Annotated in this window: 14 protein-coding genes; 8 read left to right on the forward strand and 6 right to left on the reverse strand. The window is 62.1% G+C overall.

Annotation, left to right across the window (positions count from 1 at the left end):
• Positions 1-240 precede the first annotated feature (240 nt).
• The 8 genes from ACIPSK_RS06460 (at position 241) to ACIPSK_RS06495 (ending at position 7,890) form a co-directional block, all read left to right on the forward strand.
• A complete protein-coding gene (locus ACIPSK_RS06460) occupies positions 241-1,041 on the forward strand; it encodes a class I fructose-bisphosphate aldolase (protein WP_017967354.1) in 801 nt (266 codons plus the stop codon).
• 3 nt (positions 1,042-1,044) lie between these two features.
• Positions 1,045-1,980: a PfkB family carbohydrate kinase gene (locus ACIPSK_RS06465; protein ID WP_017967353.1), complete on the forward strand. Its 936-nt coding sequence runs from the start codon at positions 1,045-1,047 to the stop codon at positions 1,978-1,980.
• Positions 1,981-2,207: 227 nt separating this feature from the next.
• The gene (locus ACIPSK_RS06470) at positions 2,208-3,353 is read left to right on the forward strand and encodes an ABC transporter ATP-binding protein (RefSeq protein ID WP_017967352.1); all 1,146 of its coding nucleotides are present in this window, start codon (positions 2,208-2,210) and stop codon (positions 3,351-3,353) included.
• A 122-nt stretch (positions 3,354-3,475) separates the two neighbouring features.
• Positions 3,476-4,552: a Gfo/Idh/MocA family protein gene (locus ACIPSK_RS06475; protein ID WP_026154480.1), complete on the forward strand. Its 1,077-nt coding sequence runs from the start codon at positions 3,476-3,478 to the stop codon at positions 4,550-4,552.
• Positions 4,552-5,397, forward strand: a complete 846-nt coding sequence (locus ACIPSK_RS06480; protein ID WP_017967350.1) for a sugar phosphate isomerase/epimerase family protein — start codon at positions 4,552-4,554, stop codon at positions 5,395-5,397. Before ACIPSK_RS06475 ends, ACIPSK_RS06480 begins: the two co-directional genes overlap by 1 nt.
• Positions 5,394-6,203: an alpha/beta fold hydrolase gene (locus ACIPSK_RS06485; protein ID WP_017967349.1), complete on the forward strand. Its 810-nt coding sequence runs from the start codon at positions 5,394-5,396 to the stop codon at positions 6,201-6,203. The genes ACIPSK_RS06480 and ACIPSK_RS06485 overlap by 4 nt, the downstream gene beginning before the upstream one ends.
• A gap of 5 nt (positions 6,204-6,208) precedes the next feature.
• Positions 6,209-6,910: a ribulose-phosphate 3-epimerase gene (locus tag ACIPSK_RS06490; RefSeq protein ID WP_017967348.1), complete on the forward strand. Its 702-nt coding sequence runs from the start codon at positions 6,209-6,211 to the stop codon at positions 6,908-6,910.
• Positions 6,911-6,924: 14 nt separating this feature from the next.
• Entirely contained in the window at positions 6,925-7,890 is a 966-nt protein-coding gene (locus ACIPSK_RS06495; protein ID WP_017967347.1) for an ROK family protein, read from the forward strand.
• A gap of 49 nt (positions 7,891-7,939) precedes the next feature.
• Here ACIPSK_RS06495 and ACIPSK_RS06500 read toward each other — a convergent pair whose 3' ends face one another.
• The 6 genes from ACIPSK_RS06500 to ACIPSK_RS06525 all read right to left on the reverse strand — a co-directional run bounded on the left by ACIPSK_RS06500 (position 7,940) and on the right by ACIPSK_RS06525 (position 15,360).
• A complete protein-coding gene (locus ACIPSK_RS06500) occupies positions 7,940-9,550 on the reverse strand; it encodes a DHA2 family efflux MFS transporter permease subunit (protein WP_017967346.1) in 1,611 nt (536 codons plus the stop codon).
• A gap of 1 nt (position 9,551) precedes the next feature.
• A complete protein-coding gene (locus tag ACIPSK_RS06505; protein WP_245268428.1) occupies positions 9,552-10,658 on the reverse strand; it encodes an HlyD family secretion protein in 1,107 nt (368 codons plus the stop codon).
• 148 nt (positions 10,659-10,806) lie between these two features.
• Positions 10,807-11,199, reverse strand: coding sequence for a DUF4112 domain-containing protein (locus tag ACIPSK_RS06510; protein ID WP_017967343.1), 393 nt, complete (start codon positions 11,197-11,199; stop codon positions 10,807-10,809).
• A gap of 166 nt (positions 11,200-11,365) precedes the next feature.
• Positions 11,366-12,439, reverse strand: a complete 1,074-nt coding sequence (locus ACIPSK_RS06515; RefSeq protein ID WP_017967341.1) for an alcohol dehydrogenase family protein — start codon at positions 12,437-12,439, stop codon at positions 11,366-11,368.
• A 13-nt stretch (positions 12,440-12,452) separates the two neighbouring features.
• Positions 12,453-13,832, reverse strand: a complete 1,380-nt coding sequence (locus tag ACIPSK_RS06520) for an aspartate aminotransferase family protein (RefSeq protein WP_017967340.1) — start codon at positions 13,830-13,832, stop codon at positions 12,453-12,455.
• 31 nt (positions 13,833-13,863) lie between these two features.
• Positions 13,864-15,360 carry an NAD-dependent succinate-semialdehyde dehydrogenase gene (locus ACIPSK_RS06525; RefSeq protein WP_017967339.1) on the reverse strand — a complete coding sequence of 499 codons (1,497 nt, stop codon included), beginning with the start codon at positions 15,358-15,360 and terminating at the stop codon, positions 13,864-13,866.
• Between the last annotated feature and the right edge of the window lie 94 nt (positions 15,361-15,454).

The following is a 15,454-nucleotide window of genomic DNA, read 5'->3' on the forward strand; positions in this document are numbered from 1 at the left end:
TTATTTGCGACACTGCGACTTTTGAAAAACGAAAGCTCGCTGTCCCATCCTACGGCTTCTGCTGCAGAAATAATCGTTCCATGACGAAAATGCACGTCAAAAATTCATCGTTCACGTAAAAACGAAAGAAATCGAAATATTGAATGTTTGTTTGTTTTCGAGTTAGGGTTTTTCCAGCATCGGTGCCGGCAATCGCAAGCCTGCAATCACAAAGCCGGCAATCACAAAGGAAGTATCGCTATGGGTCTCGGAACCAAAGTCCGCCTTGCACGCCTGTTCTCGAACCCATCGGGTCATCTGTTCGGAGGCGCCGTCGATCATTTTGTCGGTTATGGCAATGTGCGTGAGGGCGGGCTTGCCGACCTGCCGGGTGCGCTGAGACGCGTCATGGCGGGAGGCCCCGACTATATCAGTATCCAGCCCGGCGCGGCGCGCCACCTCTGGTCGGAATATGCCGGAAAGGCAGCGCTCGTCATTCAGGGTGGTTGCTTCACCGCCGACGACCGTATTCGCCAGCTCATTGCGACCCCGGAAGACGCGGTGCGCTATGGTGCGGACGCACTGGCTGTCGCCATTCCCGTGCGCGGCGCCACCGAAGGAGAGTATATCCGCTGGCTCACCGATACGGTCAACGCCGCCGCCCGCTTCGAGATGCCGGTCGTCGCCCATGTCTATCCCCGCGATTTCTCCGACGGCGGCAAGATCGTGTTCACCCCGAATGAGATTGCTTATGCGGTGCGCATCGGCTTCGAGGCCGGCGTCGACGTGATCAAGGTCGGCTACACCGGCGATTTCGAGTCCTTCCGCGAGACCGTTGCGACCTGCCCGATTCCGGTCGTGATCGCCGGCGGCCCGAAGACCGATACGCTGCTCGGAGCGCTCGTCCAGACGTCGGAGGCATTGCGCGCCGGGGCCAAAGGCGCGGTCGTCGGTCGCAACCTTTGGGGTCACGGCGATACGACGATGGCCGCTCGCGCCTTCAAGCTGGTCATTCATAAGGGCATGGCGCCAGAGGATGCGCTGGCGGCGGCCGGTGCTTGAGACGTGTCGCGCCCTTTCCAGGTTCTGGGCTTCGGCGCCCTGGCAATCGATGACATCATTTATGTCGATCGGGGGCTGACGGCCGGCAAGGGGAAAGTGACGAAGCGTGCCACGGACCATGGCGGCAACGTGGCGACGGCCCTGGTTGCCGTCGCCCGGCTCGGCGGGCGCGCCGGCTTCATCGGCTGGCTCGGCGATGAGCGGGCGGCGGATGTGGCGGGCAGCGAACTCGAGCGCGACGGCGTCGACATATCGCTGGCTCCCCGCCACGCTGATGCCGCGCCGATCCGCTCCGTGATCACGGTTGGTCCCGACGGCGACCGGTTCATCGCTTATGACGACGATGTGCTGCACGGCACGGCGGATTCGCTGCCTGACGAGGCTTTGATGCAGGCCCCGGTACTGCTGATCGATGGTTATGCCACGCACTCGGAAAGTGTCGTGGCGCGCGCACGCGCCCTGGGCTTGGCCGTGATTGCCGATATCGAATGGACGGTCGGTGCCGCGACCGACCGGATCCTGGCTTTCGCCGACCACCTGGTGCTGCCGCTTGCCTTCGGGCGGGAGTACACCGGCGAGGGTGATCCAATGATGATCCTGGACAAGCTCTGGTCCGAGGATCGGTCCGCGGTTGTCCTGACTGACGGCGAACGAGGGACCTACCTCCGCCAGAAAAGCGATGCCACCCGCTGGCATGTACCGGCCTATCAGGTTCAGGCGGTCGACACGACCGGCGCCGGGGATTGTTTTCACGGTGCCTACGCCCTTGCCCTCGCTAGGGGTAAAAGCCCGCTTGATTGCACTGCCTATGCCACGGCGGCGGCCGCCATTTCCGTGACCGCACGGGGAGGGCGCAGAGGTCTGCCGGATCACCGGACGTGCCTGGCATGGATGGCGGCGGAGAATGCGCCCACGACGCTCCCGATGCGCCAATCATAAAAGTTACGCGCGATAAAAAATATAGTTCCGCAAATAATTTTTAATTTTTTGTAAAATACCTCTTTCTTTCAAAGAGATATGCAGATCGTCTGACCGATTACAGCGAGTTTTCCTCGATTCTTTTGTTGACTTTGAAGCTCAGTCCTGAGCCTTCTTGTCGAAACGATTGGAGATGGCAGGGAGCGCTGTCTGAAGGTGCGATCCTGACCGGTACGGGAGGACGAGACGTGGCTGTGGTTGTACTCGACAAAATCTGCAAGACCTATGGAAACAGCTACCATGCGATCAAGGATCTGAGCCTGACGATCCATGATGGCGAGTTTCTGATTCTGGTCGGGCCGTCCGGATGCGGAAAATCGACCGCTCTGCGCATGATTGCCGGGCTCGAGGAAATCAGTAGCGGAACGTTGAGCATCGGCGGTCAGGACGTCGTGGATCTCGCGCCTAAGGACCGGGACATTGCCATGGTCTTTCAAAGCTATGCGCTTTATCCGCACATGACCGTCTTCGACAACATTGCCTTTTCGATGAAGCTGGCCGGAAAGAACAAGGCCGAACGCACCAAGCGCGTGCATGAGATCGCCAAGATCCTGCAGCTGGAGCCCTTGCTGGGCAACAAGCCCGCGCAGCTCTCCGGCGGCCAGCGCCAGCGGGTTGCGATGGGCCGCGCCATGGTCCGCGAGCCCGCGGCATTCCTCATGGACGAACCGCTCTCGAACCTCGATGCGAAGCTGCGGGTTCAGATGCGGGCAGAGATCGCCAGCCTGCAGAGACAGCTGGGCGTGACGACGATCTACGTGACGCACGACCAGACCGAAGCGCTGACCATGGGCGACCGGGTCGCGGTGCTGAAGGGCGGCGTGCTTCAGCAGGTGGATACGCCCAGGGCTCTCTATCACCGGCCGGTCAATGCGTTTGTCGCCGGCTTTATCGGCTCGCCGTCGATGAACCTTTTCGAAGGGCGTCTGGCGGGCGGGCGGATCCATCTGCCGGGCTTCTCCATTCCCTTGTCCGACGGCGCCACCGAGCGCGCTCCCGGCCTGTCCGCCTTTGAGGGAAAGGACGTGATCTTTGGGGTCAGGCCCGAGGACCTCTACGACAGCCGGTTGCCGTCAGGCGCCTCCCATCCGACGATTCCGGTTGTCGTGAAGTCGATCGAGGAGCTCGGGTCCGAGCTGATCGTGCATTTGAAAATCGACGCGGTCCGGATCGACTCGGGCGACCCCGATGCCGTCGAAGACCTGAGCGGGGCCGCCAATGCCGTCGCGCGCTTCGAAGCGGTCAGCGCGGTCGAGACGGGCCAATCGATCGATCTGGCCATCGACCCGGCGAAACTGCACTTTTTCAATCCTCAAACACATATGGCGCTATGAAGTGAGGAGGGAGCAGCACCCCTTGGTGGCCCTCCGCCAGCAGACGTCGTCGACGTTTGAAAGCATTCCATCTGACGCCAAAACCAGCGTTCATCTTCAATATCGACCCAAAGGGCTTATCGATGCCAGCAAAACAGGAACGACGTCTCCGCATCGGTGTATTGGGAGCGGGCCAGATTGCCCAGGCCGCGCACTTCGAGAGCTGCACGAAAGCAGTCAATGCCGATCTCTATGCGATTTGCGACGTAGCCGAAGATCTCCGCGAACGTATGGCAATCACCCATGGGGCGGACAGAACCTATGGCGACTACGACAAGATGCTGGCCGATCCCGACCTCGATGCGGTGATTATCGCGACCGCCGATGCCTTTCATGTCCCGGCCTCCATTCGCGCTCTTCAGGCGGGCAAACATGTCCTGTGCGAAAAACCCGTCGGTGTGACGATCGAGGAATGCCTTGAACTGAAGGCGGCGGTCGACACGTCGGGAAAGGTGTTTCAGGTCGGGCATATGAAGCGTTTCGACGCGGGGCTGCAGGCTGCCAAATCCTTCATCCGCGATGAAATGGGCGAGATGGTTGCTCTGAAAGCATGGTATTGCGACAGCACGCATCGCTATCCGATGACCGATGCGGTCCAGCCGCTGATCGTCACCAGCGCCAATGCGAAGAAACCCTCCACCAATCCGAAGGCCGACCTGCGGCGCTACTACATGCTTGCCCACGGTTGCCATCTGATCGACACGGCACGGTATTTCGCCGGCGACATCGTCTCCGTCAACGCTCGTCTGTCCGAGCGCTCCGGCATCTGGTGCTGGTTCGTGGACGTGGAATTTGCCTCCGGGACGCTCGGCCATCTCGATCTTACCGTCCAGGTGCGCATGGACTGGCACGAAGGCTTCCAGATCTACGGCGAGAACGGCAGCATTTTGGGCAAGACCTATAACCCGTGGTACTACAAGACCAGCGAGGTGGACATTTTCCGGGAAGCGGACGGTGCCACCCATCGCGTTCTCGGTGCCGACGGCCATTTCTATCGCCGTCAGGTCGAAGGCTTCGCCCGCACCATTCTGGACGGCACCGCGATGGAAGGCGCCGACATCGATGACGGCCTGGCATCCGTCCGGGCTATGGTCGCCGTCGCGCGCTCCGTCGAAAGCGGCAAGGCGGTTGCGCTGTCCGATGTCACGGGTGGCGTGTGATGAAGCTCGGTATCTTCGCAAAGACCTTCAAGGGAACGGAACCCGCAACAGTTCTCAATGCGGTCGCCGCAGCCGGGTTCACCTGCGCACAATACAATATGGCCTGTTCGGGCCTCGCGCCGATGCCGGAGACGATTACGGAAGCCCAGGCCCGCGCAGTCGGCGAAGCGGCGCGTAGCAGCGGCGTCGAAATCGTTGCCGTTTCCGGCACCTTCAACATGATCCATCCGGATCCCGCCATGCGCGAGGCCGGCCTTCGCAGACTGGCGACACTGGCCGAACGCTGCGCCGGCATGTCGACGGCGCTGATCACGCTCTGCACCGGCACACGCGACCCCATCGATCAGTGGAAGGCGCATGCCGACAACGACACGCCGGAGGCCTGGCGGGATCTCCTCAAGGCCATGGGCGCGGCCATCGAGACCGCCGAGCGCTACGATGTGGATCTCGGCATCGAGCCCGAGCTTGCCAATGTCGTCAACTCGGCTGAGAAAGCCCGTCGGCTGATCGCGGCACTGAACAGCCCCCGCATTAAGATCGTGCTCGATCCGGCCAATCTCTTCGAGGTCGCGACGCTGGATAAGCAGCGGAGCATTGTCTCTTCCGCCATCGATATTCTGGCCGATCGGATCGTCATGGCGCATGCGAAAGATCGCAATCCGGACGGCAGTTTCGCGACCGCCGGCAAGGGCGTGCTCGACTATGGCCATTATCTCGGCCGTCTCAAAGCGATTGGTTTCGAAGGCAGTCTCGTCACGCATGGTCTTTCGGCCACGGAGGCGGCCGATGCGGCGGCCTTCCTGAAGAATAGCCTCGACGGTAATTCTGCGGGGGCAGGAAGATGAGACGAGCGCAACCGTTCGAAACCAGCGACGGGACCATTCTCAATGTCGATATGGCGGGCGAGGGCGCGTCCATGATCTTCCAGCACGGCCTATGCGGCGACGCGGCGCAGACCGACGAAGTCTTTCCGCTCGACGCGGGTTTTCGCCGGGTAACGATCGAAGCGCGCGGCCACGGCCATTCCCAAGCCGGCAATCTGGAGCAGTTGTCGATCGCGACCTTCTGCGATGATATCGCCGCCTATATGGAAAAGAACCTTATGCCGCCGATCGTGATCGGCGGCATCTCGATGGGTGCTGTGATCGCCTTGCGTCTCGCGGTCAAGCGGCCCGATCTTGTCAAGGCTCTGATCATCGCAAGGCCGGCCTGGCTGACGGCATCCGCGCCGGAGAATATGTCACCCAACGCCGAAGTCGGGCATCTTTTGAAAACTCTGCCGCAGGGCGAGGCAAAGACCGCATTCCTTGCCGGGCCGGTGGGTGTGCGGCTCGCCGCCGAGGCGCCGGACAATCTGGCCTCGCTTGTTGGTTTTTTCTCCCGCACGCCTCTGGATGTGACCGCCGAACTGCTCACCAGGATTTCCAATGACGGTCCTGGTGTGACCGACGAGGAGGTCCGCAATCTCACCGTGCCGACGCTCATCATCGGCCATGATCGGGACAGCATTCATCCTCTCAGCCTTGCGCGTGCTCTTGCCGAGCGGATTGCCGGCGCGCGTTTGGTGCAGATCACATCGAAGACCGAGAGCCGCCGGCAATACGTCGCCAACTTCCGGCTTGCCATGGGCAATTTTCTGAAGGAGCTCTGAAAGCAATGACGACCCCCTCCAAGACCTGGATCGCCGATCTCCCGAAGGATCGCCTGATTGCCGAATTCTCGGTCTGGTCGGCCGATCTCGTCCGTCTGGCGGATGATCTGGCGCGTGTCGATCCTCACGTCGACATGCTCCACATCGATGTCGCCGATGGCCATTTCGCGCCGGCCATGTTGTTTTTCCCTGATCTTGTTGCCGGCGTGCGCAAAGCGTCCTCGCGCCCGATCCACGTTCACCTGATGGTCGCCGACAGCATCCTCCTGTCGCAAATCGAGCAGTTCGCCGATGCGGGCAGCGATCTGATCAGTCTTCACGTCGAAAACGACAGCGTCGCCGACCAGGCTCTCGATCTTCTCGATCGCCGCGGTGTCGCAGCCGGCATGGTGCTGAAGGTCGAGACGCCTGTCGAACGCGTCGAGAAATATGTTTCCCGGCTGCGCTTTGTGACGCTGCTCGGTACGGCGATCGGCGTGAAGGGCCAGGGTCTCGACGAAAAAGCCGGAGCGCGGCTGCAACAGGCCAAGCAGATCATTGCCGGCTGCGGTGCGGCGCATCGGATCGTGCTGGCGGCAGACGGCGGTATTCGCGAGCATACCGTGCCGCTTCTGCGCCAGTCGGGCGCGGAGACGGTGGTCCTCGGTTCCCTGGCCTTTAAAGCACCGTCGCTCGACGAGCGGATGGCATGGCTGCGCGCACTCTAACTCATGGTCTTCACATGCAGCAGGTTGCCATTGGAATCGACCTTGGTGGGACGCAGGTGCGCGCTGCCCTCGTCGACGAGCAGGGCAGGATCCTGGCGCGCGCAGCCGAGCCAACCGCTGCGCTGGCGGGCCCCGACCGCGTGCTCGCCCAAATCTGCGGCCTGACCGATGGACTGCTTGCAGCATCGAACCCCGCTTCTGTGGTGGGCGTCGGCGTCTCCGCTCCGGGCCCGCTCGATACGGTCGCCGGTGTCGCCTCGCATATCCCGACCCTCTCCGGCTTTGTCGATTTTCCGCTGAAGACGGAGTTGCAGAAACGGTTTCCGTTTCCGGTCAACCTCGAGAACGATGCGATTGCCGCTGCCATCGGCGAATGGCAGTTCGGAGCCGGCAAAGGGCTCGACAATCTGGTCTATGTCACAGTGAGCACCGGTATTGGCGGTGGCGTCGTTTCGGATGGCCGCGTCGTGCGGGGTCGCAAAGGCATGGCAGCCCATGTCGGCCACATGTCGGTCGTGCCGAATGGAGAGCTTTGTCCCTGCGGCAACAGGGGCTGTTTCGAGGCCTACGGATCCGGAACGGCTTTTGCGCGCCGCGCCCAAATGAGAGCGATGGAATCCAGCGGGACGACGATCGGCAGCGACGGCGGCGCCATCGACAGCCGCAGCGTTTTTGCAGCCGCCAGAGATGGCGATCGTCTCGCAAATCAACTGATTGACGAGGAAGCGGAAATTCTCGGTCGCGGTTTCACCAGCCTGATCCATATCTTCAGTCCCGATATCATCGTGATGGGAGGTGGGCTGTCCCACGAGTTCGATCGTCTACAACCCGGCATTCAAGCCTACATCAGGCAATGGGCAATGCCGGCATTCAAGGATGTCAGGGTGGTGCTGGCGGCATTGGACCAGAACTCGGGCCTCGTCGGCGCAGCGGCTCTGGCGTTTCTGACCGACAAGGTCCCTGCGGTCGATCATCAATAAAATCGGGGTGCCCATGTCGGCTAATGGAACAGATGCTCCGATCTGGCTATCAACCATGACCCGAGCCGCCGCCTCCCTGTTTCAGATCGATATTTCGCAGGATCAGGGCGAGGGGGATGAGGCAGAGCGAGATCAGCATGAGCGTGTGGAAGACGTCGATATAGGCAAGATAGCTCGCCTGCGTTTGAACCTGTTCTGCGATCCAGGCAGTTGCCTGCGTTTGGGCGTCCGCCATCGGCAAACCCCTGTCGATGAAATGCTGCGTGGCGGTTTGCAGTGTCTGTTGGTAGGCGGGATCGGGCGGCACCACGCTTTCGACGAGCCGGCTCTGGTGCCATTGCTCGCGATGGGCAAGTACGTTCGAGGCGATCGACACGCCGATCGAGCCGCCGGTGTTGCGGGCGGCATTGATCAGCGCCGATGCCTGGTCGGTCTGGTCGGGGCGCAGGCCGTCATAGGATGCCGAGGTGATCGGAATGAAGATCAGCGGCAGACCGAGGCCGAGAAAGATGCGCGACCAGACGAAGAAGCCGAAGTTGAGATCGGCATGGATCCTCGTCATGTCCCACATGGCCGCCGCGATGATCGCCGTACCGATGGCGATCAGATATCTCGGCTGGATGCGGGCGGAGAGCCGGCCCGACACGAACATCATGACCATCGCCATGAGGCCGCCGGGCGATAGCGCGAGGCCGGCCCAGGTGGCCGTGTAGCCGAAGTTCTGCTGCAGAACCTCAGGGACGAATTGTGTCGTTGCGATCAGGATCGCGCCCGTTGCCAGCATGACGATGAAGCACGATCCGAACTGCCGGCTTGCCAGCAGGTGGATGTCGATGATCGGATTCGATTTCGTCATCAGCCAGGGAATGGCGGCCGCAAGGGCGAGGATGCAGATTGCAATCGTGACGACGATGAAATTCGAATCGAGCCAATCCTCGATCTGTCCCCGGTCGAGCACCACTTCCAGGGCGCCGAGAAAGGTGGCGACGAGCAGGAACCCGACGATGTCGATGCGAATACCGGTGCGGCGCATTTCCGCCCGCTCCCGCTTCAGCGAGTCCGGCTCCTTCACCAGCATATAGACGAGCGCGAAGGCGAAGAGCCCGACAGGGCCGTTGATCAGGAAGCACCAGTGCCATGAGAAATTGTCGGAGAGATAACCGCCGAGCGTCGGGCCGATCACCGGCGCAACCACGACGGCAACGCCGAACAGCGCAAATCCCTGCCCGCGCTTTTCGGGTGGGAATGAATCGGCGAGGATCGATTGCGAGATCGGCACCATGCCGCCGCCGGCAAACCCCTGGATCATCCGGAAGATCAGCAGCGATTCCAGGTTCCAGGCCATGCCGCAAAGGATCGAGGCAATGGTGAAGGTCGCAAGACAAAGCAGATAGAAGCGCCGCCGGCCGTAGCGTTTCGCGATGAAGCTGCTGGCGACGAGGATGATGGCATTCGAGACGAGATAGGTGGTGACGACCCATGAGGCTTCGTCGGCGCTTACGGCGAGGCCGCCGGATATATAGCGAAGAGCAACGTTGGCGATTGTCGTGTCGAGCACCTCCATGAAGGTGGCGAGCGAGACGACGAGAGCGATCAGCCACGGGTTTGCCGCTTGTGTCGGCGATGCCTGGCTGCCAGCGGTGGTCGCAGCGCCGCTCACGTCAATCCCTCGGGCGGACCGTTACCGTCGGAACCACCGACATTCCAGGTCCGATCGCCACGTCCTGAGGCCAGTCGTCGACGGCGATCTTGACGGGAACGCGCTGGATGACCTTGACGTAGTTGCCGGTCGCGTTCTCGGCGGGAAGCAGCGAAAAGGCGGTGCCCGATCCCGGCTGGACCGAATCGACGTGGCCCTTCAGCAGTCTGTTCGGATAGGCGTCGATCGTCAGCTCGACCGGCTGGCCGGGGCGCATATCCGTCAATTGCGTCTCCTTGAAATTGGCAGTCACCCAGATCTCGTCGGGAACGAACATCGACACGGCCTGGCCGGCTTGGATATATTGCCCTCTGGAACCGGAAAGGCGGACGATGCGACCGGGCTGCGCTGCGGTGATGGTCGTGTCGGCGAGGTTCTGTTCGGCGGCCTCGACCTGGGCTTGGGCCTGACGCAGGCTGGCAATCGCGCTCGCCTTCTGCGCTTCGGCGGCTGTCTTGTTCTTCAGCGCCGAGGTGACACTTGCCTGCGCCTGCGCCAGGCTTGCCTGGCTTTGCCTGAGCGTGGAGGTCGCCTGCTGCGCAGCCTGTTCGGAACCGGCGCCCGATTTGACCAGCTGCTGCTGCCGATCGGCCTCGTCCTGCGCGTACTGAAGTGCGGCTGCTGCCGAATTCTGCTGCGCCTTGGCTTCGTCGATAGCGGCATCGCCGGCTGCGATCTGCGCCTCGGCGCTTGAAATGGCCGCCTCGGCGACGCCAACCTGGCCTTTCGCCGCGTCGAGCGCAATCTGATAATCGCGAGGATCGATCCTCAGGATCGGATCGCCTGACGTCACGTGCTGATTATCCGTCACGGATACGTCCGACACATAACCTGAAACCTTTGCGGCAACCGAGAAGCTGCGGGAATCGACGAAGGCATCGTCCGTCGTCTCGTAGGGGTGGAAATAGACGAGCCAGATGAAATAGCCGGCGACAGCCAGCAGCAACAGGGCAGCGATGCCGGAGAGGACCATGAATGGATGACGGCGAAGCAGCGAAGGGCGCTCTTCCTCCTTACCGTCATTCTGCCGTGCATCATCTTCCGCGGATTGATCCTGCAGGCGTTTCATTTCATCGCTTTTGGGAGGAGAGCTCTGATCCAACGGGCCGGTCTCGCACTTGGTGATTGAAACAGGGCGAACGCCAAAACCCCGCATAGGTTCCTGATGAGGAAGAACTGCAAAGGATTGTGATCGCTGAGCGAAACAATCAGCTTCGTCAAATGCGCCGGTTCAGCTCGTCTTCGTTGATCCCAAAGTGGTCGAGGATGATGCCGACGTTTCGGCGATGAGATTTGAAATAGACGTCGAAAAGATCGCCGAGGAGGGGAACCGTTCCGCCGGCGGCGTCGATCCCGAGATTGACAGCCATGCGGGTGAGCTTGTGGGTGGGAATGCCGAGACGTCTTGCCTCATCGATGATGAAAAGACCGATGAGGGATCCGGCAATGTCGCCGACCGCCGGGATGAGGCCGAGAACCGAGTCCGCGCCGATCCGCACGCCGATGACGGGCAATCTGACCGCGGTATCCATCAGGCGGGCTAGGCCGACGGCACGCCGAATTCTTGCGAGTTCGGCAGGGGTGAGGTATGTCGTGCTACCGGTTGGCATCAGCGGCCGCTTGGCGCGAACGACAGTTCGGTCTCCTTCATGGATAGAACGAAGCTTTGGATCTTCCGCAACAGCGAACGCTCGATGTCATTGCAATGATTTTCCATGGCCGTGAAACGCCGCAAGGCTCATAAAGTTCGCCTGCGGCGTGATCAGCGATCGGGTCTTATCGTTGGTCGGGAACCACGACCAATTTGCCGACGAAGTTCTTCGCCATGAAGTCGGTCTGCGCGCGGTGGAATTCCGACAGCGGATAGACGCCGCCGACGAGAGGCCGGATTTTCCGGCTTTCGATATAGCCGACGATCCGACGAAAGTCCGTGCGGCTTCCCTGGCTCGAGCCGTGCAGCTCCAGCTGCTTCAGGTACATGGTTCGCAAATCGAGCTGGACGACCGGGCCGGCGATGGCGCCGGCCGTCGTGTAGCGGCCTTCGGGGCGCAGGATTTTCAGAAGATCGTTGAACAGCGGTCCGCCGACGAGATCGGCGACGACATCGATCGGCTGCCCACGGCTGGCGGAATGGACGGCTTCGACCAGATCGCCCTTGCCGCGGGTCACGACCGCCTCGGCGCCGATATCGAGCATCGCCGCCTCCTTGCCGGGGCCGGCGACCGCGATCGGGATGGCGCCGCGGGCGCGCGCGAGCTGGATGATCGCCGAGCCGACGCCGCCCGAGGCGCCGGTCACCAGAACGCGTTCGCCGGCGACAAGCCTTGCCCGTTCCAGCATGCGCTCGCCGGTCAGATAGGCACAGCAGAAGGTGGCGAGTTCGACGTCGGTCAGATCGGTTGCGACGACATGGGCGTTCTCGGCCGGCAGTGCCATGTATTCGGCATAACCGCCGTCGCGGCCATGGCCCATGTAATCGATGTCCGCGAGGCTATCGTCGTCGCGGTTATAGATCGAGAAGTCGACCATGACGCGTTCGCCCACGCGTGCCGGATTAACGCCGGCGCCGACGCCGACGATATGGCCGACCGTATCGGTGCCCTGGATGCGCGGGAATGTCAGCGTGTTGCCTTGCCTTCGCCATGTGGAGACGGCGGACGGATCGTCCTCGGTGCCATAGGCGCCTTGGCGGACCCAGACGTCGGTATTGTTCATGCCGCAGGCCGTGACGCGGATCAGAACCTCGCCGTCCGCGGGTCTCGGGACGGGCACGTCCCTGTCATAGACGAGCTTGTCCAATCCGCCATGGCCGGTGAGCAATACGGCCGCCATCTTTTCCGGGATCGTCATGCCGTTCTTCTCCTCAGATGTTCGTGAAGACGGTTTCGATCGCATCCGCCGCGGCCTTGACCACGATATCGGCCTCTTCGCGGGTCAGGCAGAGCGGCGGGGCGAAGCCGAGGATATCGCCCTGCGGCATGGCGCGGCCGATGACGCCGCGTTCGAGGAGGGCGGAGGCGACCTGCGGGCCTATCTTGCGGCCGGCATCGAAGAATTTTCGGTCGTCCCTGTCCTCGACGAATTCGACGGCCGCCATCAGTCCGTCGCCGCGGACTTCGCCGACGTTGCGGTGGCCGCCGATGGCTTTCTCCAGTTCCGAGCGGAAATAGGCGCCGGTCGCACCCGCATTCTCGACGATGCCGAGTTCGTCGATCAGCTCGAGATTGGCAATGCCTGCGGCAGCACAGATCGGATGAGCGGAATAGGTCCAGCCGTGACCGATCGCGCCCATCTGATCGGAACCCTGAACCAGGACTTGCCACATCTTGTTCGACACGATTGTGCCGGAAAGGGGAGCGTAGGCCGAGGTCAGGCCCTTGGCGATGGTGATCAGGTCCGGCTTCATGCCGTAATGATCCGAGCCGAACATGGTGCCGAGACGGCCGAAGCCGGTGACGACTTCATCGGCGACGAGCAGGATGTCATATTTGTCGAGCACGGCCTGGATCTTTTGCCAGTAGGTTTTCGGCGGCGGCACGATACCGCCGGTGCCGAGGATGGGTTCGCCGATGAAGGCGGCGACCGTTTCCGGGCCTTCGGTAATGATCATCTCCTCGAGCTTGTCGGCGCAATATTGCGAGAACTGCTCCTCGCTCATCGACCGGTCGGGGCGGCGGAAATAATAGGGTGCTTCGGTGTGCAGCACCGGTGCGCGCGGCAGGTCGAAAGCGTTGTGAAAAAGCGCCAGGCCGGTGAGGCTGCCGGTCATGACGCCGGAGCCGTGATAACCGCGCCAGCGCGAGATGATCTTCTTCTTTTCCGGGCGGCCGAGGATGTTGTTGTAGTACCAGATGAGCTTGATGTTGGTCTCGTTGGCGTCCGAGCCGGAGAGACCGAAATAGACGCGGCTCATGCCGTCGGGCGCGCGGTCGATGATCATCTTCGAAAGCGTAATCGAGGCTTCCGTGCCGTGGCCGACATAGGCGTGGTAATAGGCGAGGTTCTTCGCCTGTTCGGCGATCGCATCGGCGATCTTCTGGCGGCCGTAGCCGACATTCACGCAATAAAGGCCGGCAAAGGCGTCGAGGCTTTTGCGTCCTGTCGTGTCGGTGATGTAGACGCCTTCGCCGCCGGCAACGACGCGGGTCGGTGTCTCGCCACGAGCATGCGCACCCATATGGGTCGAGGGATGGAAGAAGTGATCGCGGTCCCAGGCGGTGAGTTCGTTGCTTCTATCGAGCATGTCGTAGCCTCTTTCTTGAAAATGGGGCGGCTCAGGCGGCCGTGTCGATGCAGAGATATTTAAGCTCCGTGAAGGCCTCGAGCCCATGGCGTGAACCCTCGCGGCCGAGGCCGGACTGTTTCCAGCCGCCGAAGGGAATGGGAGCGCCGGTGATTTTCACGCGGTTGACCGCCACCATGCCGTATTCCAGCGCACGGCCGAGCCGCATCTGGCGGGCGCCGTTTTCTGTGACGATATAGGCGACAAGGCCGTATTCGGTATCGTTGGCGCGGGCGATAACGTCGTCTTCCGTATCGAAGGCGGTCATGGCCGCCACTGGCCCGAAAGTCTCCTCGCGCATGATCAGCGCCTCCGCCGGCACATCGATCAGCAGCGTCGGCTCATAGAAAAGCCTTCCGGCCTTGTGGCGCTTGCCGCCGGTGACGAGCCGCGCGCCATGCGCCAGCGCGTCGGAGACCTGCTCCTCGACCTTGGCGACGGCGTGTTCATGCATCAGCGGCCCGATCTCGGCGCCATCCTCGAGCCCCGGACCGACCTTCAGTTCGGCAATGCGGTCTGCAAAGGCCTTGGCGAAGGCATCGGCGATCCGCCGCTGGACGAAGATCCGGTTGGCGGCGAGGCAATCCTGGCCTGACGTGGCAAACTTGGCGTTGACGGCGATCTCGACCGCCTTTGATATATCGGCGTCATCGAAGATGATCAGCGGGGCGTGGCCGCCGAGTTCCATCACCAGCCGCTTCAGTGTCGGAGCGCACTGGGCGGCGATCAGCCGTCCGATCCCGGTCGAGCCGGTGAAACTCATGGCGCGCACGCGATTGTCGGCGCACATCCGCCCGACGATCGTAGCGGCATTGCCGGGGGCCACGTTGAAGACGCCGGCGGGAATGCCGGCCCGCTCGCCGAGCTCGGCAAGTGCAAGTGCCGAAAGCGGCGTTTCGGAGGAGGGGTGGGCGACGACCGTGCAGCCGGCGGCCAGCGCTGCGGCAGCCTTTCGGGTAAGCATGGCAGAGGGGAAATTCCAGGGCGTGACGATGCCGACGACGCCGAGCGCCTCACGCCGGACGATCATTTCCGCGCCGGGCAGATGGCTGGTGACGCTTTCGGCGTTCAGCCGTTTGCCTTCCTCGGCATACCATTCGACGAAGGAGGCGGCGTAGTCGATCTCGCCACGCGATTCCGCAAGCGGCTTGCCCTGTTCGAGCGTCATGATCAGCGCCAGATCCTCCTTGGCCGCGAGCATCAGCTCAAACCATTTGCGCAGGATCGCCGCGCGGTTCTGCGGCAGCTTCGCGCGCCAGCCGGCAAAAGCATCCGACGCTGCATCGATCGCCACTGCCGTTTCGTCGGCGCCAAGGCTTGCAACCCAGGCCAGCGTCGTCGAAGAGGCGGGATCGGTGACCTCGAAACTTTTCCGCGATTGGCCGGCGACCCACCGGCCGCCGACATAGGCCAGATCGCGCAGGAGATGACGGTCGGCAAGCCGCGACAGCGCGTCATGATAGGCGGGGCGGGCAAAAACGGCGGTCATATCAAGTCTCCTCGTGGCTGACGCAAGTTTTCCACGGGAGCGGGCGAGAGATTGTCTGTTGGTGAAGGCGAAAACAGAGAGATGGTCTAAAGGA

It is taken from the genome of Rhizobium sp. LARHSG275 (assembly GCF_052871115.1).

Bases quoted from the DNA above. Each gene is read 5' to 3' on its own strand.
- ACIPSK_RS06460 (WP_017967354.1), top strand. From the start codon at position 241: ATGGGTCTCGGAACCAAAGTCCGCCTTGCACGCCTGTTCTCGAACCCA.
- ACIPSK_RS06475 (WP_026154480.1), top strand. From the start codon at position 3,476: ATGCCAGCAAAACAGGAACGACGTCTCCGCATCGGTGTATTGGGAGCG.
- ACIPSK_RS06480 (WP_017967350.1), top strand. From the start codon at position 4,552: ATGAAGCTCGGTATCTTCGCAAAGACCTTCAAGGGAACGGAACCCGCA.
- ACIPSK_RS06485 (WP_017967349.1), top strand. From the start codon at position 5,394: ATGAGACGAGCGCAACCGTTCGAAACCAGCGACGGGACCATTCTCAAT.
- ACIPSK_RS06490 (WP_017967348.1), top strand. From the start codon at position 6,209: ATGACGACCCCCTCCAAGACCTGGATCGCCGATCTCCCGAAGGATCGC.
- ACIPSK_RS06495 (WP_017967347.1), top strand. From the start codon at position 6,925: ATGCAGCAGGTTGCCATTGGAATCGACCTTGGTGGGACGCAGGTGCGC.
- ACIPSK_RS06505 (WP_245268428.1), bottom strand. From the start codon at position 10,658: ATGAAACGCCTGCAGGATCAATCCGCGGAAGATGATGCACGGCAGAAT.
- ACIPSK_RS06510 (WP_017967343.1), bottom strand. From the start codon at position 11,199: ATGCCAACCGGTAGCACGACATACCTCACCCCTGCCGAACTCGCAAGA.
- ACIPSK_RS06515 (WP_017967341.1), bottom strand. From the start codon at position 12,439: ATGACGATCCCGGAAAAGATGGCGGCCGTATTGCTCACCGGCCATGGC.
- ACIPSK_RS06520 (WP_017967340.1), bottom strand. From the start codon at position 13,832: ATGCTCGATAGAAGCAACGAACTCACCGCCTGGGACCGCGATCACTTC.
- ACIPSK_RS06525 (WP_017967339.1), bottom strand. From the start codon at position 15,360: ATGACCGCCGTTTTTGCCCGCCCCGCCTATCATGACGCGCTGTCGCGG.